The organism is Massilia sp., from assembly GCF_031995545.1.
In the GTDB taxonomy this organism is placed as follows: Bacteria; Pseudomonadota; Gammaproteobacteria; order Burkholderiales; family Burkholderiaceae_D; genus Telluria.
In genome coordinates, this window is the sequence record NZ_DAMAGA010000005.1 from 24,234 (window position 1) to 43,891 (window position 19,658).

Genomic DNA, 19,658 nt, shown 5'->3' on the forward strand with positions numbered 1-19,658 from the left:
GCCGCCCACGTGTTTCGTGCCCGCCCCGAAGTACGCACCACCCCATTTGTTTGCAATTCGTTCAATGGTATCCTTACAAGATGACCGTTGACCCCGACACCCCCGCCACCAAACCCACGCGCGCCGCCTTTGCCGACGGCCCGCGGCTGCTGGCCGATATCGGCGCCACCCACGCGCGCTTCGGCCTCGAAACCGCCCCCGGCGTGCTGGGACGCGTGGCCGTGCTGCGCTGCGACGACTACGACGGCATCGTGCCGCTGCTGCACGCCTACCTCGAGCAGCATCTCAGTCAGCACCCCAGCCAGCGCATCAACCATGCCGCCTTCGCCCTGGCCAATCCGATCAGCGGCGACTTCATTCGCATGACCAACCGCGACTGGCAGTTCTCGACCGACGAGGTGCGCCGCACCCTGGGCTTGTCGACGCTGCTGATCGTGAACGACTTCACGGCGCTGGCGATGGCGCTGCCGGGCTTCCAGCCGAAAGACCTGATGCAGGTCGGCGGCGGCGCCCCGCAGACGCACGCGGTGTCGGGCGTGCTGGGACCGGGCACGGGCCTGGGCGTGTCGGGCGTGATCCCGACCATCGACGGCTTCGTCACCCTCGGCAGCGAAGGCGGCCACGTCAACTTCGCGCCGAGCGACGAGCGCGAATTCGCGATCCTGCAATTCGCCTGGCGCGAGTGGAAGCACGTGTCGAACGAGCGCCTGATCTCGGGACCGGGCATGGAGCTGATCTACCGCGCGCTGGCCCAAAGGAACGGTGTGGAAGTGACGCCACGCAGCGCGGCCGACATCATCGGCGGCGCGCTGGAACAGAACGACGCGCTGTGCCTGGAAGTGCTGGAGTGCTTTGCCGGCATGCTGGGCAGCGCAGCGGCCAACCTGGCGGTGACGCTGGGCGCCTTTGGCGGCATCTTCATCGGCGGCGGCATCGTGCCGCGCATGGGCGAATGGTTCGCGAACTCTCCGTTCCGCGCCCGCTTCGAAGCCAAGGGCCGCTTCACGGATTACATCGCCCAGATCCCGACCTACGTGATCAAGACCCCGAACCCGGCCCTGTACGGCGTGTCGGCGATCCTGTCCGAGCACCTGCGCGGACGCAGCGGCGCCAACACCCTGATGGACCGCGTGCAGCAGCTGCGCCACGAACTCTCGCCGGCCGAGCAGCGCGTGGCGGCGCTGGTGGTCGACCATCCGCGCAAGGTGCTGTCCGAGCCGATCGCCGAGATCGCGCGCCTGGCCGACGTGTCGCAGCCGACCGTGATCCGCTTCTGCCGCTCGCTCGGCTTCCAGGGCCTGGCCGAATTCAAGCTAAAGTTCGCGGGCAGCCTGACCGGCACCATCCCCGTGCGCCACAGCCAGGTGCGCCTGACCGACAGCACCCACGACCTGTCGGCCAAGGTGATCGACAACACGGTGTCGGCGATCCTGAAATTCCGCGACCAGCTCGACGTGCATGCGATCGACCGCGCGATCGAACTGCTGCGGCGCGCGCGCCGCGTCGAGTTCTACGCGATGGGCAATTCGCGCGTGGTGGCGCTGGACGGCCAGCACAAGTTCTTCCGCTTCCGCATCCCGGCCGCGCTGTACGGCGACTCGCACCTGTTCAACCTGGCCGCGGGCCTGCTGGGACCGGGCGACGTGGCGATCGCGATCTCCACCGCCGGCCAGCTGCCCGAACTGCTGGAAGCGGTGGACACGGCGCGCGCCGCCGGCGCCGACGTCATCGCCATCACCAGCAGCAAGTCGGCGCTGGCGAAGAAGGCCAGCGTGTGCCTGGCGGTGGACCACAGCGAAGACAGCACCACCTTCCTGTCGATGATCTCGCGCATCCTGCAGCTGCTGCTGATCGACATCATGTCGGTCGGGATCTCGCTCGGGCCGCAAGGGGAGGGAAGCCAGAACGACATCGAAGGGCGCCGCCTGCTGATTTCGCACCTGGACATCTGACCGGTCACGCCAGTGTCACAACTGGCCTCCACACTGCCGTCACGTCCTTTACCGGAGTACGCCGTGCGGCAACCTGTCTCGCTCCCTGCCTGCCTGCTGGCAGCGCTGCTCGCCGGCTGTGCCGGCTCCGCGCCCGACCTGAAGAACCCGGGCCCGTCCTGGCCACCGTCGCCGAGCGTCACCGCCCATCGCGGCGCTTCCGCGCTGCGTCCCGAACACACGCTGGCTGCCTACCGCAAGGCGATCGAGGACGGCGCCGACAGCGTCGAACCGGACCTGGTGGCGACCCGCGACGGCGTGCTGGTGGCGCGCCATGAGAACGAGATCTCCGGCACCACCGACGTCGCGCAGCATCCGCAGTTCGCCGCCCGCAAGACCGCCAAGACGGTCGACGGCGTCAGGATCGAAGGCTGGTTCACCGAAGACTTCACCCTGGCTGAACTGAAGCAGCTGCGCGCACGCGAACGCATTCCCCTCAACCGTCCGGCCAACACAAGCTACGACGGCCAGTTCGCCATCCCGACGCTGCAGGAGATCGTCGACCTGGTCGCGAGTGAAAGCCGGGCGCGCGGCCGCGTCATCGGCCTGGTGCCGGAACTGAAACACCCGACGTATTTCCAGTCGATCGGCCTGCCGCTGGAACGGCGCCTGGTCGAGGTACTGGACGCCAGCGGCTATCGCGGGCGCGACGCGGCGGTGCTGATCCAGTCGTTCGAGGTGTCCAACCTGAAGGCGCTGCGCGCGATGGGCAGCTACCGCCTGGTGCAGCTGGTCAGCGCGCCGGACGAAGCGCCGTACGACGCGGTGGCTGCCGGCAGCGCGCTGACCTATGCCGACATGATCACCCCCGCCGGCCTGCGCGCCATCGCCGCCTATGCCGACGTGGTGGCGCCGCTCAAGAACATCGTCATCCCGCGCGACGCCGCCAACGGCCTGGCGGCGCCGACCCGCTTCGTAGCCGATGCGCGCGCCGCCGGGCTGGCAGTGCACGTCTGGACGGTGCGCCCGGAAAACCCGTTCCTGCCGGCGCCGCTGCGCGCGCCGCCAGCGGATTCCCCCAGCGTGCGCGGCGACGCCGGCGCCGAAATCCGTGCCTATCTCGATGCGGGCGTGGACGGCATCTTCAGCGACGACCCGGCGGTCGGCCGCGCCGCGGTCGATGGATTTATTCGGCGCCGATGAGTTTTACTCTTGGTTTTGGAAATAAATCACTGTGCATAAATCCAGTTCTTGACAATCTGTATTGACAATTGTCCAGCAACCGTCTACGCCACGCGACGTTGCTCTCGGAAATTGTAGTTGCCGTCAGGAACGCCATGCTAAGATTTCGCCGTGGCTGCCCCCGTCCCCGGCACCTGTCGATTCGCCCGGCCCAGACCCGCCGTCCACACTTCCGGTTACCCACACAGGACCTGCATGGTTTCCACCACTTCTACAGAACAAGCCCGCCTTTGTGCGCTGGCCGAACTCGATATCCTCGACACCCCTGCCGAGACCCGCTTCGACCGCTTCACGCGGCTGGCGGCGATGACGTTCGACGCGCCGATCGCACTGGTGTCGCTGGTCGACGCCGACCGCCAGTGGTTCAAGTCGCGCCATGGCCTGGCGGCGCCGGAGACCCCGCGTTCGCTCTCGTTCTGTGCCCATGCCGTCGCCGCCGGCGGCATGCTGGTGGTGCCCGATGCTGCTGCCGATCCGCGCTTCGCCGACAACCTGCTGGTGACCGGCGAACCGCATATCCGCTTCTACGCCGGCCAGCCGGTGTACAACGAAGGGCAGGCGGTCGGTACCCTGTGCGTGATCGACACCAGGGCGCGCACCTTTTCAAGCGAGCAGCGCGCGGTGCTGGCCGACCTGGCCAGGCTGGTCGAGGCCGAACTGAACCAGACCCGGGTGGTGGCCGCGCGCATGCTGGCCGAGCAGGCGCTCAAGTCGCTCAACACCGAACTCGAAGGCCGCATCGCGGCGCGCACCGCGGAGCTGGAAGAAAAGGTGGCCCAGGCCGAGGCGGCCGAAGCCCTGCTGCGCCAGAGCGAAGCCTGGAACCGCACCATCATCGCTTCCTCGTTCAGCGGCTTCATCGGCGCCGACAGCGAGGGCCGGGTGGTGGCCTGGAATCCGTCGGCCGAGCGCATCTTCGGCTGGACCGAGGCGCAGGCCAAGGGCCGTCCCCTGGCCGAACTGATCGTGCCGGCGCCGCAGCGTGCGGCGCACCTGGACAATATGCGGCGCCTGGTGGAGCTGGGCGAGGGGCCGTACCTGGCGCGCAGCGTGCAACTGGCGGCGCTGACGCACAGCGGGCGCCAGATCACGATCGAGATGACGCTGGCAACCCACGTCTGGAACGGCGCGCGCTATGTCGGCGCCTTCGTCAACGACATCTCGGAGCGCATCCGCATCCAGCAGCAGATGGAAGAGAAGGAAGAGCTGCTCGACGCGGTGCTGGAATCGATCGACGTCGGCGTGGTGGCGTGCGACGCGGTCGGCAACCTGTCGCTGTTCAACCGCAGCGCGCGCGAATTCCACGGCTTCGACCTGAAGGCGGTGCCGGCGGCGGAATGGCCGCAGCATTATTCGCTGTTCCATGCCGACGGACGCACCGCGATGACGATGGACGAAGTGCCGCTGGTGCGCGCCCTCAAGGGCGAGGTGGTGCGCAACGGCGCCATGGTGATCGCCCCGTCCGGGCGCGCGCCGTACACCCTGATGGCGAGCGGCCGTCCGCTGCGCAGCGCGCAGGGCAAGACCCTGGGCGCGGTGGTGGCGATGAAGGACATCACCGAACTGAACGCCTCGCGCAACCGCGTGCTGGAAAGCGAAAACCGCCTGCGCACCATTACCGACAACCTGCCGGTGCTGATCGCCTACCTCGACCACGAACAGCGCTACGGCTTCGCCAACGTGGTGCACCAGTCGTGGCTGGGCAAGACGTCCGAGCAGATCGTCGGCCTGACCATGGTGGAAGCCTTCGGCGAAGAATACTACGGCCCGCAGAAGGAAGCGATCGACGACGCCTGGCAGGGCAAGGCCTCGCAGTGCGAGCACGACATCATCCGCAAGAAGCATGCGCGCATCGTGCACTCGACCTTCCTGCCACACGTGCGCGACGGCGCCGTGGTCGGGGTCTATATCCTGACCACCGACGCCACCGCGGCGCGCATGCACGAGCGTAACCTGCATGCGCTGGCGCATACCGACGCGCTGACCGGGATCCCGAACCGGCGCCAGTTCGAGCTCGGCCTGCAGAGCGCGGTCGAACGGGCACCGTCGCGCGAGAAGGGCTTCGCCCTGTTCTACCTCGACATCGACCACTTCAAGGCGATCAACGACACCCATGGCCACGCGATCGGCGACATGGTGCTGGTGGAGTTCGCGCGCCGCGTGCGCAACGTGGTGCGCAGCTCGGACCTGGTGGCGCGCCTGGCCGGCGACGAATTCACCGTGCTGCTCGAGGAATGCGGCTCGCCGCGCGACGTCGAGCTGGTGGCCAAGAAGATCCTGCAGGCGCTGGAAGCACCGTTCATGGCCGGCAGCCACGCGCTGCGGATCGGCGCCACGATCGGCATCGGCCTGGCCGACGCGCCGGGCGTGACCGCCCAGGGCATCGGCGAACTGGCCGACCGCGCCCTGTACCAGGCCAAGGCGGCCGGCCGCAATACCTTCGCCATCGCGCGCATGGCCGAGCTGCTGCCGCTGGATAATGCGGCCTGATATCCGGTAGTATTCCACCCTCGGACCCGCCGTGGCGGCGGGTCCGCTCCCCCTTCCTATTCATCGATCGCCGCGATTGATGAATTGGCATCATAAGCCCATGCGAATTCACGCATGAGTGCGCAGTTGATCTTCACTTAACATCGCTTCTTTACCTGTCGGGCCGAGGGATGGCGGACTGCGTCCGTCGTTCGTGGCCTGTTGACCATGAGCTGAAAGGAAGCGACATATGGATGCCCGCAAGGATGCCCCCACGCTGGACGATACCCAGGACATCAATCACACCAGGCGCAACGTCCTGATCACCGGTGCGCTGTCGGCCACGGCCGCCGCCGTGCCGACCGTCGCCTCGGCCCAGCCGGGCGGCGCAGCGGCCGCACCGGCCAGCACCCCGGCCCCGGTCAAGGCCAAGGTCGCGCTGAGCGTGAACGGCCAGCGCCACGAAATGGAACTCGACACCCGCACCTCGCTGCTCGACATGCTGCGCGAGCACCTGCACCTGACCGGCTCCAAGAAGGGCTGCGACCAGGGCCAGTGCGGCGCCTGCACCGTCATCGTCGACGGCCGCCGCATCAATTCCTGCCTGTCGCTGGCGATCATGCACGACGGCGCCCAGATCACCACTGTGGAAGGCCTCGGCACTCCGGACAAGCTGCACCCGATGCAGGCCGCCTTCGTCAAGCACGACGGCTACCAGTGCGGCTACTGTACCCCGGGCCAGATCTGTTCGGCCGTGTCGGTGCTCGACGAGATCCGCAAGGGCATGCCGAGCCATGTCACCGGCGACTTGAACGTCAAGCCACTGCTGAGCGTCGACGAGATCCGCGAGCGCATGAGCGGCAACATCTGTCGATGTGGCGCCTACTCGAACATCGTCGACGCGATCGCCGAAGTGGCGGGCGGCGTCGCCGGTGCGAAAGGCGGTGCAGCATGAGGGCCTTTACCTACGAACGCGCCAAGACGGCGCAGGAAGCGGCAGCGGCAGCGGTACGCGTGCCGGGCGCGCGCTTCATCGCCGGCGGCACCAACCTGCTCGACCTGATGAAGCTCGAGATCGAGACCCCGTCGCACCTGATCGACGTGAACGGCCTGGATCTGGACAAGATCGAAGCGACGCAAGAGGGCGGCCTGCGCATCGGTGCGCTGGTGCTCAATGCCGACCTGGCGGCCGACGCCCGCGTGCGCAAGGACTACGCGGTGCTGTCGCGCGCCCTGCTGGCCGGCGCCTCGGCCCAGCTGCGCAACAAGGCGACCACCGCCGGCAACCTGCTGCAGCGTACCCGCTGCCCGTACTTCTACGACACCAACCAGGCCTGCAACAAGCGCGTGCCGGGCAGCGGCTGCTCGGCCATCGGCGGCTTCACCCGCGGCCACGCCATCGTCGGCCACAGCCAGGCCTGCATCGCGACCCATCCGAGCGACATGGCGGTGGCGATGCAGCTGCTCGACGCCGGCGTCGAGACCGTGAACGCGAACGGCGCGCGCCGCACCATCCCGATCGCCGACTTCTATCGCCTGCCGGGCAATACCCCGCACATCGAGAACAGCCTGGCCCCGGGTGAACTGATCACCGCGGTGACCCTGCCCAAGCCGCTGGGCGGCAAGCATTACTACCGCAAGGTGCGCGACCGCGCCTCGTACGCCTTCGCCCTGATTTCGGTAGCGGCGGTGGTACAGCCGGACGGCAGCGGCCGCGTCGCCGTGGGCGGCGTGGCGCACAAGCCGTGGCGCGTGGCAGCGGCCGATGCGGCCCTGCCGCAAGGCGCCAAGGCGGCGGCCGCCCAGCTGCTGGCCGACGCCCGCACCGACGAGCACAATGCGTACAAAGTCGTCCTGGTCCAGCGCACGCTCAATGCCGTGCTGACCGATGCCAAGAAAGGCTGACCATGAAATTCACCAAACCCGCGACCACCAATCCGATCGACCGCATGCAGGTGGTCGGCAAACCGATCGACCGCATCGACGGCGCCCTGAAGACCACCGGCCTCGCGCCCTACGCCTACGAACAGCACAAGGCGGCGCCGAACGCCGCCTACGGCTATGTGGTGGGATCCGCCATCGCCAAGGGCCGCATCGTGTCGATGGATATCGCCGCAGCGCGCCGTGCGCCGGGCGTGATCGCCATCGTCAATGCCGAGAATGCCGGCAAGCTCGAGAAGGGCAACTTCAACACCGCCAGATTGCTGGGCGGCCCCGAGATCCAGCACTACCACCAGGCGGTGGCGCTGGTGGTGGCCGAGACCTTCGAGCAGGCGCGCGCCGCCGCCTCGCTGGTGAAGGTCGAGTACGCGAAAGAGCAGGGCGCCTATGACCTGGCCGCGGCCAAGGATTCGGCCACCATCCCCGAGAAGCACGATCCAATCTCGAAAGCCGGCGACTTCGAGAAGGGCTTCGCGGCGGCGCCGGTCAAGCTCGACCTGACCTACACCACCCCAGACCAGAGCCACGCGATGATGGAACCGCACGCGTCGATCGCCAGCTGGGACGGCGACAAGGTCACCGTGTGGACCTCGAACCAGATGATCAACTGGGGCAAGAAGGACATGGCCAAGACGCTCGGCATCCCGGAAGCCAATGTGCGCCTGGTCTCGCCGTACATCGGCGGCGGCTTCGGCGGCAAGCTGTTCCTGCGTTCGGAAGCGCTGCTGGCGGCGCTCGGCGCGCGCGCGGCCAAGCGTCCGGTCAAGGTGGCGCTGCAGCGCGCCCTGATCATGAACAACACCACCCACCGTCCGGCCACCATCCAGCGCATCCGCCTGGGCGCCAACCGCGAAGGCCGCATCACCGCGATCTCGCACGAAAGCTGGTCGGGCGACCTGCCCGAGGGCGCACCGGAACCGGCGACTCAGCAGACCCGCCTGCTGTACCGCGGCGCGGATCGCCTCACCCAGCTCAAGCTGGCCAAGCTGGATCTGCCGGAAGCGAACGCGATGCGCGCGCCGGGCGAAGCGCCGGGCATGATGGCGCTGGAAGTGGCGATCGACGAGATGGCCGAAAAACTGAAGATGGACCCGGTCACCTTCCGCGTCATCAACGACACCACGGTCGACCCGGAAAAGCCGGGCCGCAAGTTCTCGGTGCGCCGCTACGTGAATTGCCTGCGCACCGGCGCCGACAAATTCGGCTGGAAGAATCGCAAGGAAAAACCGGCTTCGGTGCGCGACGGTCGCTGGCTGGTCGGCATGGGCGTGGCCTCGGCCTTCCGCAACAATATCGTGATGACCTCGGCCGCGCGCGTGCGCCTGGAAACCGATGGCAGCGTGACGGTGGAAACCGACATGACCGACATCGGCACCGGCAGCTACACCATCATCGCCCAGACCGCGGCCGAGATGCTCGGCCTGCCGGTCGAGCGCATCAAGGTGCTGCTGGGCGACTCGGACTATCCGGTGGCGGCCGGTTCGGGCGGCCAGTGGGGCGCCAACAGCTCGACCGCCGGCGTGTATGCGGCCTGCGTCAAGCTGCGCGAGCAGATCGCACAGAAGGCCGGCCTGGATGCGGCCAAGGCCGAGTTCACGGGCGGCAGCGTGAGCGCGGGCGGGAAATCGGTCGACCTCAAGCAGATCGCATCCGGCGGCGCCATCACCGGCGAAGACAAGATCGAGTTCGGTGACCTCGGCAAGACGTGGCAGCAATCGACCTTCGGCGCCCACTTCGTCGAAGTCGGCGTCGACGTCGATACCGCCGAGATCCGCATCCGCCGCATGCTGGCGGTGTGCGCGGCGGGCCGTATCCTGAACCCGAAGACCGCGCGCAGCCAGGTGATCGGCGCCATGACCATGGGCGTCGGCGGCGCCCTGATGGAAGAGCTGGCGGTGGACAAGCGCCTCGGCTTTTTCGTCAACCACGACCTGGCGGGCTACGAGGTACCGGTGCATGCCGACATCCCGCACCAGGAAGTGATCTTCATCGACGAGACCGATCCGTACTCGTCGCCGATGAAGGCCAAGGGTGTCGGTGAGCTGGGCCTGTGCGGCGTCGGCGCGGCGGTGGCGAATGCGATCTACAACGCCACCGGCGTTCGCGTGCGCGAGTATCCGGTGACGCTGGATAAGCTGCTGCGCAAGATGCCGGACGTGGCGTAAGCGCCGCCCCGTTTCATGATGTTCGGAACCGTAATCGGGTTCCGACTCATGATCGTGGCTCATAGGGCCATGTAAATCCGGCCCCGTTACAGGGGCCGGTTTGCCGTTACCATGTTCGCAAGCTCGTCGCGGGCGCTGTTCCTGATAATGGGGACAGCGCCCGCTGCCATTCAAACCTGTCTACTCATCCGAAGGAGCAATCCATGTCCGTCAAAGCCTACGGCGCCCACGCCGGCGACCAGCCGCTCGAACCCATCGACATCACCCGCCGCCAGCCCGGCGCGCACGACGTCCAGATCGACATCGCCTTTTGCGGCGTATGCCACTCCGACCTGCACCAGGTGCGCGGCGAATGGGCCGGCACCAGGTACCCGTGCGTGCCGGGCCACGAGATCGTCGGCCGCGTCTCTGCGGTCGGCGCCCACGTCAAGAACTTCCAGGCCGGTGACCTGGTCGGCATCGGCTGCATCGTCGACAGCTGCAAGGAGTGCCCGGATTGCGGCGACGGCCTGGAAAACTATTGCGACAACATGATCGGCACCTACAACTCGCCGACCCCGGACGCGCCGGGCCATACGCTGGGCGGCTACTCCGAGCAGATCGTGGTGCACGAGCGCTACGTGCTGCGCGTGCGCCATCCGGAAGAACAGCTGGCCGCCGTCGCGCCGCTGCTGTGCGCCGGCATCACCACCTATTCGCCACTGCGCCACTGGAACGCCGGTCCCGGCAAGAAGGTCGGCATCGTCGGTATCGGCGGCCTGGGTCACATGGGCATCAAGCTGGCGCGCGCGATGGGCGCGCACGTGGTGGCGTTCACCACCTCGGAAAACAAGCGCAAGGACGCCGAAGCACTGGGCGCGCATGAAGTGGTGGTGTCGAAGGATGCCGACGCGATGGCGGCCCACGCCAAGTCGCTCGACCTGATCGTCAACACGGTCGCCGCCCCGCACGACCTGGACGCGCTGCTGCAGCTGCTCAAGCGCGACGGCACCATGGTGCTGGTCGGCGCGCCGGCCACGCCGCACCCGTCGCCGAATGTGTTCAACCTGATCATGAAGCGGCGCGAGATCGCCGGCTCGATGATCGGCGGGATTCCGGAAACCCAGGAGATGCTGGACTTCTGCGCCGAGCATGGCATCGTCGCGGACATCGAGATGATCCGCATGGAAGAGATCAACACCGCGTATGAGCGCATGCTCAAGGGCGATGTGAAGTACCGCTTCGTGATCGACAGCGCGACGCTGGCGGCGTAAGTCCGGCCAGTTCCAACCCGCCGTTTCCGCATTCGCAGGAACGGCGGTCTTGCAGCATCCCGCACGCGTCTTTTCCTCTCCCCCGACTTTCGATATTTTTCTTGCCGCGCGAGCGGCATGGCTTCGTATTTTCTAACAATAATGACTCCACCCTCTGCAACATCCACCACCCAGGCAACGCTGCCGGCCCAACCCGCCGCCTGGGGCGCCGTCCTCGCCATGTCGCTCGGCGCCTTCGTGCTGGTCGCTTCCGAATTCATGCCGGTCAGCCTGCTCACGCCGATCGCCTCCGACCTGCGCATCACCGAAGGCCAGGCCGGCCAGGCCATCGCGGTCTCGGGCGCGTTTGCCCTGGTCACCAGCCTGTTCATTTCCATGCTGGCCGGACGCCTGGACCGCAAGCTGCTGCTGCTCGGGCTGACGCTCTTGATGATCGTCTCCGGCACCATCGCCGCCTTCGCGCCCAACTATCCGGTGTTCATGATCGGCCGCGCCTTCATCGGCGTGGCGATCGGCGGCTTCTGGTCGATGTCGGCCGCGATCGCGATGCGCCTGGTGCCGCCGGACGCGGTACCGCGCGCGCTGGCCATCCTCAACGGCGGCAACGCACTGGCGACCGTGGTCGCGGCGCCGCTGGGCAGCTTCCTCGGCGCGGTGATCGGCTGGCGCGGCGCCTTCTTCTGCCTGATCCCGTTCGCCGCCATCGCCCTGGCCTGGAAGGCCGTGAGCCTGCCGGCCATGCCACCGAAGAAAGCCGCAGGTGGCGCCGGCGTATTCGCATTGCTCAAGCGCCCGCCGGTGGCGCTGGGCATGGCGGGCGTCGGCCTGCTGTTCATGGGGCAGTTCGCGCTGTTCACCTACCTGCGCCCGTTCCTGGAAACGGTAACGCGGGTCGATGTCTCGACGCTGTCATTGATGCTGCTGCTGGTCGGCGTCGCCGGCTTCGTCGGCACCACGTTGATCGGCTCATTCCTGAAGGATGGCCTGTACCGCACGCTGGTGGTGATGCCGCTGCTGATGGCGGCAATCGGCGTGGCGCTGCTGGCGTTCGGCCACTCGAGCGCGATCACGGCGCTGCTGCTGGGATGCTGGGGCCTGATCGCCACCGCGGCGCCGGTCGGCTGGTGGACCTGGCTGGCGCGTTCGCTGCCGCAGGATGCGGAAGCGGGCGGCGGTTTGATGGTGGCGGTGGTGCAGCTGGCGATCGCGCTCGGCGCGACCGTGGGCGGGGTGCTGTTCGATGCCAGCGGTTATGCGCTGACGTTTGGCGCCGCCGTCGTGGTATTGATACTGGCGGCGCTGCTGGCCGCGCTGGCGGCGCGCGCCGCCGGCCGCGCGTCGACCTGAATCAGCCCTTGTAGCGGATCGCGTCGATCACCAGCCCGAGCGCGCGCGACGAATGGCGCCGGCTCGGGTAGTAGGCATGCAGGCCGGGGAAGGACGGGCACCAGTCTTCCATCACGCTTACCAGGCGGCCTTCGCGCACATGGTCGCCCACCACGTCCTCAGTCAGATAGGCCAGGCCCGAGCCGCTGAGCGCCGCATTGCGCATCTGGTACACGCTGTTGAAGGTGAACTGGCCGCGCAGGCGCGCTTCGATCGGACGGCCTTCCTGCAGCAGTTCCCAGGCATACACGCCGCCCTTGCTGGCCAGGCGCAGCTGCACGCAGTTGTGCTTCATGAGGTCCTGCACCGACGTCGGCACCGGACGGTGCGCGAAGTAGGACGGCGAACCGACGATCATGGTCTTGATGTCGGGCGTCAGGCGCACCGCGATCATGTCCTTGTCCACCTGGTCGCCCCAGCGCACGCCGATGTCGTAGCGCTCGGCGGCGATGTCGATCATGCGGTAGTCGCTGCTGATCTCGACCTGGATGTCGGGATACTGCGGCAGCACCGGGGCCAGGCGCGGCCACAGGAAGTTGTCGATCACGTGATCGGTGGAAGTGATGCGGATCAGGCCCGAGGGCTTGTCGCCCAATTCGCTGATGGCGGCGATCTCGGCGTCGATCTCCTGCAGCCGCGGCGCCACGTTCTGCAGCAGCCGTTCGCCGGCCTCGGTCGGCGACACGCTGCGCGTGGTGCGCGTCAGCAGGCGCACGCCCATGCGCGACTCGAGCGCGCGCACGATGTGGCTGAGCGCCGATTGCGTCATGCCCAGCTTGGCCGCGGCGCGCGTGAAGCTGCGCTCGCGGGCTACCGCCAGGAAGACGAGGATGTCACTGATATTGTCGCGCGCCATGCGGTGGGAATCCGGTAGAAGTCGGGTAGAAGAAACGCTTGATTCTACCTGTCCGTCCGACATGGCGCTGGCGAGCGCCGGATCCTCAGTCGGCCACGAACACCACGGCGGTGCGCGCGGGAATCGTGAACGTGCCGCTGGCGCTGTCATAGCGTGCCTGGGCCGCGCGCTTGTCGGCCGCGCTCTTGGCCGTATGCACCGGATGCAGGCGCAGGCGCTTGCCGCGCAGGGTCTCTTCCTTGACCGTGCGCGCCGCCTTGTCGACGTTGACCAGGTACGTCAGGCTGCCGAAGCGCGCGCCCGGATAGCCGCGGCCGTCGATCGATGCCGCCAGCACCGTCGGCACCTGGCCGGGACCGGTGTTGAAGAAGCGCAGGCGCTTGACGATGTCGTCCGAGGTGCGCAGGCGCAGCAGCGTGGTGCTGGCGCGGATTTGCAGCAGGTCGCGGAAGGCATCGCGCGCGAAGGCGATGTCGGCAGGCGCCGGCTTCAGGGCGGCATTCGCCAGCAGCGGCTTGAACAGCGGCCAGTCCTTGGCGTTGTCGTCGGCGGGCGGCAGGCCGGTGCCGAAGAAGTTGTCCTGGTAGGTCCAGTCGAGGCGATTGAACCAGTCGCCCGAATTGAAGCTGTTGCGGTCGAGCGACTTGGAACGCAGGGTGTCGATGCCGGCGTGGTAATAGGCCACGCCCTGGCTGAAGGCGTTGATCGCCATGCCCAGCACCTGCACCCGCGCACGTTCGGCGGCGGAGGTATTCACCGGGAGCTTCAACACGTTGATGTCGTACAGCGTCTGGTTGTCGTGGTTCTCGACGTAGTTGACCGCTTCGCCCGGTTCTCTAGCGTAGCCGGCCGGCTGGTTGCCGCCATAGACGATGCTCTCCAGGCGGCGCGTCTGGCCGTCGAAGGTCTGCATCGGGAACGCGCGTACCGAGCCGGCCAGGCCGACTCGGATCAGGTCCGCGGCTTTCAGCAGGTCGCTGTGCTGGCGCCCGCCGCCGAAGCGGTTCGGATCGTACACCAGGCCGTTGATGTAGCCCTGCTGGCGCAGCACGGTCTCGCCCGAGTCGCCGGGCGAACCGCCGCGCACGGCGTCGCGCGCGCGGTCGCTGAAGGTGCCGATGCCGCTGCCGTTCAATGACAGCTGCGAGGCCTGCACGAAGCGCGCGCCGTCGGCGACTTCGCCGAAGTTCCAGCCTTCGCCGATCAGCTGCACATGGCGGCCGGCGGCGCGGTCGACTTCGCGTTGCAGGCGTTCCATCGCAGAACGCGGCTGGTGGCCCATCAGGTCGAAGCGGAATGAATCGATCTTGTAGTGGCGCGTCCACAGCACGCTTGAGTCGATCATCAGCTTGGCCATCATGGTGTTCTCGGTGGCCGTGTTGAAGCAGCAGGTCGACGATTCGATGCCACCCGTCGCATTCAGGCGGTGATAGTAGCCCGGCACCACGCGGTCCAGGATCGATTTCTCGTTCTGGCCGGCGATGAAGGTGTGGTTGTAGACCACGTCGGTGCCGACGCGCAGGCCGGCATTGTGCAGGTCCATCACCATTTGCCGGAATTCGACGATGCGGCGCGCACCATCCTGCGGGTCGCTGGCGTAGCTGCCTTCGACCGCGTTGAAGTGCTGCGGGTCGTAGCCCCAGTTGAAGCAGTCGGTGTGGGCGGTCTTGCGGATCAAAGCTTGTTGCGTTTCGCCGTCCGGCGCGCCGGATGGCTGGGGCAGGGCGCAGCCGAGTTCCGGGATGCTGCCGATGTCGTACACCGGTAGCAGGTGGATGTCGGTCAGGCCCGCCTTCGCCAGGGCGCGCAGATGCTTCATGCCGTTCGAGTTGGTCTCGGAGAAGGCGCCGTACTTGCCGCGCTTGGCTTCCGGTACAGTCCCGTCGATCAGCGAGAAGTCGCGCACGTGCAGCTCGTAGATCGCCATGTCGGTCTGCGCCTTGACCGTATCCGGCGCGCGGGTGGCGTCCCAGCCCTGCGGCTTGAGGTTGGCCGCGTCGAGGTCGGCCACGTAGCTGCGCTTCGAATCCGCATTCAGGCTGACCGAGTACGGGTCGGTGACCATATTGCGTACCAGGCCGGCGCCGTCGACCACCACATCGACCGCGTACTTGTAATAGGTGCCGGAGAGGTCGCGCGGCACGCTGGCGCTCCAGGCGCCGGTGTTCGGCTCCAGTGCCATCTGCTGCACCGCGCCCGCCTTGCCGGTGGCGCTGTCGTAGGTGCAGAGCGCGACCTGGCGCGCGGTCGGCGCCCACAATTTGAAGCCGGTCTGTCTGGCGCCCGGGGTGGCGCCCAGGTCCGGGATGTTCTGGGCGGCGGCGTACAGGTCGTCCAGCGCGCCGGCCGATTGCAGGCGCGTGGCGGCGATCACGACTCCGTCAGCGCCTTCCTGCACCAGTACCAGCTGGCCGCGGTGCAGTTCGGGCAGGCGCGCCAGGTCGGCGTCGTTCACGGCCAGCGTGGCGCCGGGAGCGACATACTTGAAGCGGGTCGCGACGGCGCTCGGCACCGCAGTGCCGGAGACGTTCAGGGCCAGGTAGCCGGCGGCGCCCGCGACCTTGCTGCCCGGTTTGGCGACGATGGCACCGGTAGGGGAGTGGTACAGGCGGAACGCGCCATCCTGGGCGGCGCCGGGCCAGCGCACCAGGCGCCGGTCGAGCCAGACCGCGCGCGCGTCCAGCGTCTCGCCGGAGGCGTTCAGGACTTCCTGGAACGATGGGCTGTCGCAGGCTTCGAGCGGGACGGCGGCGTAGGCGGACGAGGACAGCGAGACCGCGATCAGGGCAAGGTGTAGTTTATTCATACGATCAGGCAGCGGTGCCGCGGTAGTGGTCGACCATCTTGTAGCGCGTCGCGTACCAGCCGAAGGCCAGCGCCGACAGCAGCGCGAAGCCGGCGAAGAAGTACATCTGCGCCGCCATCACGCCCATGCCAGTGCCTTCGATGTACGACACCACCGATTCGTTCTTGACGCTGGCGTTCACGATCAGCACCCACAGGTTACCGACCGTCACGGCCAGGTACCACAGCGCCATGATCACGCCCTTCATCGAGGCCGGGGCCTGACTGTAGGCGAATTCGAGGCCGGTGGCCGAGACCAGTACTTCGCCCAGCGTCAGCAGCGCATACGGCGCGATCTGCCACGCGATCGACAGGGCGTCACCGGCATCCAGTTGCATCTGCAGGTAGCCGACCACGATCCAGGCCAGGGCCGAGAACACGATGCCGGCGGTCATGCGGCGCAGCGGCGTCGGTTCGATGCCGATCGAGCGCAGCATCGGGAACAGGGCGAAGTTGTTGAACGGGATGAGCAGCATCACCAGCAGCGGGTTCAGAGCCTGGACCTGGGCCGGGATCACGTCCCAGGTCCAGCCGAACAGGCTTACCTGGGTGGTCATGGCGTTGGCCTGCACGATCCAGGTCGAGGCCTTCTGGTCGAACAGCGACCAGAACGGGGTCACCAGCGCGAACACGATCAGGATGCGCAGCACGGCGCGCACGCCGGCCACCGCGTCGTCGGGGTGGATGCCGCGCGCGCGATCGAGCTGCATCGAGGCGCCGATGCCGCCGAAGGCCATCACCAGCACCAGGGCCATGCAGGCGGCGATCACGAAGCCCCATTGCGGGATCATCGCCAGCGACACCAGCGCGCCGATGGCGCCGATGGCGGCCACCATCAGGCCCGGACGGCCTTCGCCGTCGCGGCGTGCCAGCAGCGCGGTGCGCGCCACGCGCATGAACGAGTGCGGATTGGCAGGCGCCGGCGGCACGTGCACGTATTTCTTCTTGCCGCTCCAAAACACCATGGTGGCGATGAACATCAGGATGCCCGGCACGCCGAAGGCCCAGGCCGGACCGAAGTCGCGCAGCAGCAGCGGCATCAGCAGCGACGCGAAGAACGAGCCGAAGTTGATGATCCAGTAGAAGGCGTCGAACACGACTTTCGCCTTGTCCTTGTTGGTCTGGTCGAACTGGTCGCCCACGAAGGACGCCACCAGCGGCTTGATGCCGCCCGAGCCGAGCGCGATCAGGAACAGGCCGAAATAGAAGCCGTTGACGTTGTCCTCGAAGATGGCCAGGCAGGCGTGGCCGGCGCAATACACGAGGCTGAGCCAGAACACGGTGTTGTACTTGCCAAAGTAACGGTCGGCCAGCCAGCCGCCCAGCAGCGGGAAGAAGTACACGCCGATCACGAAGGTGTGGAACACGTGCTTGGCTTCACCGGTGCGCATGTCTTCCGGCAGGAACATCAGCAGGGTGGTGATCAGGAACGGCGTCAGGATATTGCGCATGCCATAGAAGCTGAAGCGTTCGCAGCCTTCATTGGCGATGATGTAGGGAATCTGGCGCGGCATGCGGCCGGAAGTCGGTTTGGCGAGATCGGTCATGAGCCGGTTCCTTGAAAATGGCAAACAGACGCGATGCTATGACGAGGCTGCCTTGTTTTGCAATAAAAATATCGCTGTGAAACAAAGGCGATACATTCGCGCGTAGTTTAATTACAAAGCAGTCGCAATGGAAACGTTTTCGTTACGCTAAGCGATTGAAAGTAAAGGAAATGTGTGTCGGATTTGCCGGTTTGAGCCAATTGTCAGCCCTTGGTGCATCATGTATATTGCCTAAAATTTTAAAAACACCGGAGCAGCCATGACCCAGATCCCGACGACCGACAACCCGCACTGGTGGCGCGACGCCATCATCTACCAGGTGTATCCGCGCAGCTTCCAGGACAGCAACGGCGACGGTGTCGGCGACCTGAACGGCATCACCGAGCGGCTCGACTATATCGCGAGGCTGGGCGTGGACATCGTCTGGCTGTCGCCGTTCTTCAAGTCGCCGATGGCCGATTTCGGTTATGACATCTCGGATTATTGTGACGTCGATCCGTTGTTCGGCACCCTGGCCGACTTCGATCGCCTGATCGCCAGGGCGCACAGCCTGGGCCTGAAGATCATGATCGACCAGGTGATGTCGCATACCTCGGAAGCGCATCCGTGGTTCGTCGAGAGCCGCGCCAGCCGCGACAATCCGAAGTCCGATTGGTACGTGTGGGCCGATCCGCTCCCGGACGGCAACCCGCCCAACAACTGGCTGTCGGTGTTCGGCGGCTCGGCGTGGCAGTGGGATACGCGCCGCAAGCAGTACTACATGCACAACTTCCTGGTGAGCCAGCCGCAGCTGAACTTCCATAATCCGCTGGTGCAGCAGGCGCACCTCGATGCGCAGCGCTTCTGGCTCGAGCGCGGCGTGGACGGCGTGCGCATGGACGCCTGCGTGTTCCACTTCCACGACCGCCAGCTGCGCAGCAATCCGCCGGCGCTGGTGCGTGACACCTCGACCGTGACCGACGTGAACCCGTACGGCATGCAGGCCCACATCTACGACAAGACCCAGCCCGAGAACATCGCCTTCATGGAGCGCCTGCGCGCCCAGCTGGACGAATTCGGCGCGGTCTCGATCGGCGAGATCAGTTCGGACGACGCGCTGGCCCAGATGAACGAGTACATGGCGGGCGGGAACAAGCTGCACATGTGCTACAGCTTCAACTTCCTGACGCCGGTGTTCACGGCGCAGCATATCCGCACCCAGGTCGAGGATTTCGAGCGCCGCGTGCAGGAAGGCTGGGCCTCGTGGTCGGTGGGTAACCACGATGCGATCCGCGTGATGACGCGCTGGGGCAATGCCGGTGCGACGCCGGCGCGTCCTGCGCTGGCCAAGCTGGTGCTGGCGATGCAGCTGTCGCTGAAAGGCACGCCGTGCCTGTACCAGGGCGACGAGCTGGCACTGACCGAAGCCGACGTGCCGTTCGAACTGCTGCAGGATCCGTACGGCAAGACCTTCTGGCCCGAGTTCAAGGGCCGCGACGGCTGCCGCACGCCGATGCCGTGGCAGGCCGATGCGCCGCACGCGGGCTTCACCGAAGGCACGCCATGGCTGCCGGTGGAGCCGTCGCACGCCGCCGCCGCAGTCGACGTGCAGGACCGGGATCCCGAATCGATGCTGAATTTCCAGCGCCGCTTCATCGCACTGCGCCGCACCCTGCCGCAGCTGACGCACGGCGAGATCGCCTTCTTCGACGCGCCGGAACCGGCACTGGCGCTGCGGCGCGATCTGGAAGGGGAGGCCAGTGTGCTGGCGGCCTTCAATCTGTCGCATCAAGAAGTCAGCTTCGACTGGCCTGCCAGCGCAGACGCGACCGGGCTGCAGGTCGAGGGGTTGGCCGGCAGCGCTGCAGGCGGACGGGTGACGCTGCCGGCCTATGGCGCCTGGTTCGGCACTGTGTCCGCAATATAAGCAGAACCGATGCAGGCGCCGCTGCAGGCCGCATCTCCTGGCGGCTGTCCGGCCCGCACCCGCGCGCCGGGCAGCCGGCGCGATCGATCTGGTTCAGCGACGATCGAGAAAAATCGGA

At 66.9% G+C, this 19,658-nt stretch carries 12 protein-coding genes; 9 read left to right on the top strand and 3 right to left on the bottom strand.

Annotated features, from left to right (window positions below; genetic code table 11):
- Positions 1–80 precede the first annotated feature (80 nt).
- The 8 genes from RTQ83_RS05650 (at position 81) to RTQ83_RS05685 (ending at position 12,348) form a co-directional block, all read left to right on the top strand.
- The gene (locus RTQ83_RS05650) at positions 81–1,952 is read left to right on the top strand and encodes a glucokinase (protein ID WP_312511967.1); all 1,872 of its coding nucleotides are present in this window, start codon (positions 81–83) and stop codon (positions 1,950–1,952) included.
- Positions 1,953–2,015: 63 nt separating this feature from the next.
- Entirely contained in the window at positions 2,016–3,134 is a 1,119-nt protein-coding gene (locus RTQ83_RS05655; protein ID WP_409456083.1) for a glycerophosphodiester phosphodiesterase, read from the top strand.
- 234 nt (positions 3,135–3,368) lie between these two features.
- Complete coding sequence (locus RTQ83_RS05660; RefSeq protein WP_312511969.1) at positions 3,369–5,663, top strand: diguanylate cyclase domain-containing protein; 2,295 nt, start codon at positions 3,369–3,371, stop codon at positions 5,661–5,663.
- 229 nt (positions 5,664–5,892) lie between these two features.
- Positions 5,893–6,597, top strand: a complete 705-nt coding sequence (gene paoA / locus RTQ83_RS05665; RefSeq protein ID WP_312511972.1) for an aldehyde dehydrogenase iron-sulfur subunit PaoA — start codon at positions 5,893–5,895, stop codon at positions 6,595–6,597.
- Positions 6,594–7,547 (top strand): xanthine dehydrogenase family protein subunit M, encoded by a 954-nt coding sequence (locus RTQ83_RS05670; RefSeq protein ID WP_312511974.1) that lies wholly within the window; start codon positions 6,594–6,596, stop codon positions 7,545–7,547. The genes paoA and RTQ83_RS05670 overlap by 4 nt, the downstream gene beginning before the upstream one ends.
- A gap of 2 nt (positions 7,548–7,549) precedes the next feature.
- Entirely contained in the window at positions 7,550–9,748 is a 2,199-nt protein-coding gene (gene paoC / locus RTQ83_RS05675) for an aldehyde oxidoreductase molybdenum-binding subunit PaoC (protein ID WP_312511976.1), read from the top strand.
- 203 nt (positions 9,749–9,951) lie between these two features.
- Complete coding sequence (locus RTQ83_RS05680; RefSeq protein WP_312511978.1) at positions 9,952–11,001, top strand: NAD(P)-dependent alcohol dehydrogenase; 1,050 nt, start codon at positions 9,952–9,954, stop codon at positions 10,999–11,001.
- A 141-nt stretch (positions 11,002–11,142) separates the two neighbouring features.
- Positions 11,143–12,348 carry an MFS transporter gene (locus tag RTQ83_RS05685; protein WP_312511981.1) on the top strand — a complete coding sequence of 402 codons (1,206 nt, stop codon included), beginning with the start codon at positions 11,143–11,145 and terminating at the stop codon, positions 12,346–12,348.
- 1 nt (position 12,349) lies between these two features.
- On the opposite strand, the gene RTQ83_RS05690 is transcribed toward RTQ83_RS05685, so the two are convergent.
- From RTQ83_RS05690 to RTQ83_RS05700, 3 genes are all read right to left on the bottom strand, one after another.
- The gene (locus tag RTQ83_RS05690; protein WP_312511984.1) at positions 12,350–13,243 is read right to left on the bottom strand and encodes a LysR family transcriptional regulator; all 894 of its coding nucleotides are present in this window, start codon (positions 13,241–13,243) and stop codon (positions 12,350–12,352) included.
- Positions 13,244–13,328: 85 nt separating this feature from the next.
- Complete coding sequence (locus tag RTQ83_RS05695; protein ID WP_312511987.1) at positions 13,329–16,049, bottom strand: alpha-1,6-glucosidase domain-containing protein; 2,721 nt, start codon at positions 16,047–16,049, stop codon at positions 13,329–13,331.
- A 4-nt stretch (positions 16,050–16,053) separates the two neighbouring features.
- Entirely contained in the window at positions 16,054–17,634 is a 1,581-nt protein-coding gene (locus tag RTQ83_RS05700; protein WP_312511990.1) for an oligopeptide:H+ symporter, read from the bottom strand.
- A gap of 259 nt (positions 17,635–17,893) precedes the next feature.
- Here RTQ83_RS05700 and RTQ83_RS05705 point away from each other — a divergent pair, with 259 nt between their 5' ends.
- The gene (locus tag RTQ83_RS05705) at positions 17,894–19,540 is read left to right on the top strand and encodes an alpha glucosidase (protein WP_312511993.1); all 1,647 of its coding nucleotides are present in this window, start codon (positions 17,894–17,896) and stop codon (positions 19,538–19,540) included.
- The last annotated feature ends 118 nt before the right edge of the window (positions 19,541–19,658 follow it).

Coding starts and splice junctions, on each gene's coding strand:
- paoC (WP_312511976.1), top strand. CDS start 7,550: ATGAAATTCACCAAACCCGCGACCACCAATCCGATCGACCGCATGCAG.
- RTQ83_RS05650 (WP_312511967.1), top strand. CDS start 81: ATGACCGTTGACCCCGACACCCCCGCCACCAAACCCACGCGCGCCGCC.
- paoA (WP_312511972.1), top strand. CDS start 5,893: ATGGATGCCCGCAAGGATGCCCCCACGCTGGACGATACCCAGGACATC.
- RTQ83_RS05705 (WP_312511993.1), top strand. CDS start 17,894: ATGACCCAGATCCCGACGACCGACAACCCGCACTGGTGGCGCGACGCC.
- RTQ83_RS05670 (WP_312511974.1), top strand. CDS start 6,594: ATGAGGGCCTTTACCTACGAACGCGCCAAGACGGCGCAGGAAGCGGCA.
- RTQ83_RS05660 (WP_312511969.1), top strand. CDS start 3,369: ATGGTTTCCACCACTTCTACAGAACAAGCCCGCCTTTGTGCGCTGGCC.
- RTQ83_RS05680 (WP_312511978.1), top strand. CDS start 9,952: ATGTCCGTCAAAGCCTACGGCGCCCACGCCGGCGACCAGCCGCTCGAA.
- RTQ83_RS05700 (WP_312511990.1), bottom strand. CDS start 17,634: ATGACCGATCTCGCCAAACCGACTTCCGGCCGCATGCCGCGCCAGATT.
- RTQ83_RS05695 (WP_312511987.1), bottom strand. CDS start 16,049: ATGAATAAACTACACCTTGCCCTGATCGCGGTCTCGCTGTCCTCGTCC.
- RTQ83_RS05685 (WP_312511981.1), top strand. CDS start 11,143: ATGACTCCACCCTCTGCAACATCCACCACCCAGGCAACGCTGCCGGCC.
- RTQ83_RS05690 (WP_312511984.1), bottom strand. CDS start 13,243: ATGGCGCGCGACAATATCAGTGACATCCTCGTCTTCCTGGCGGTAGCC.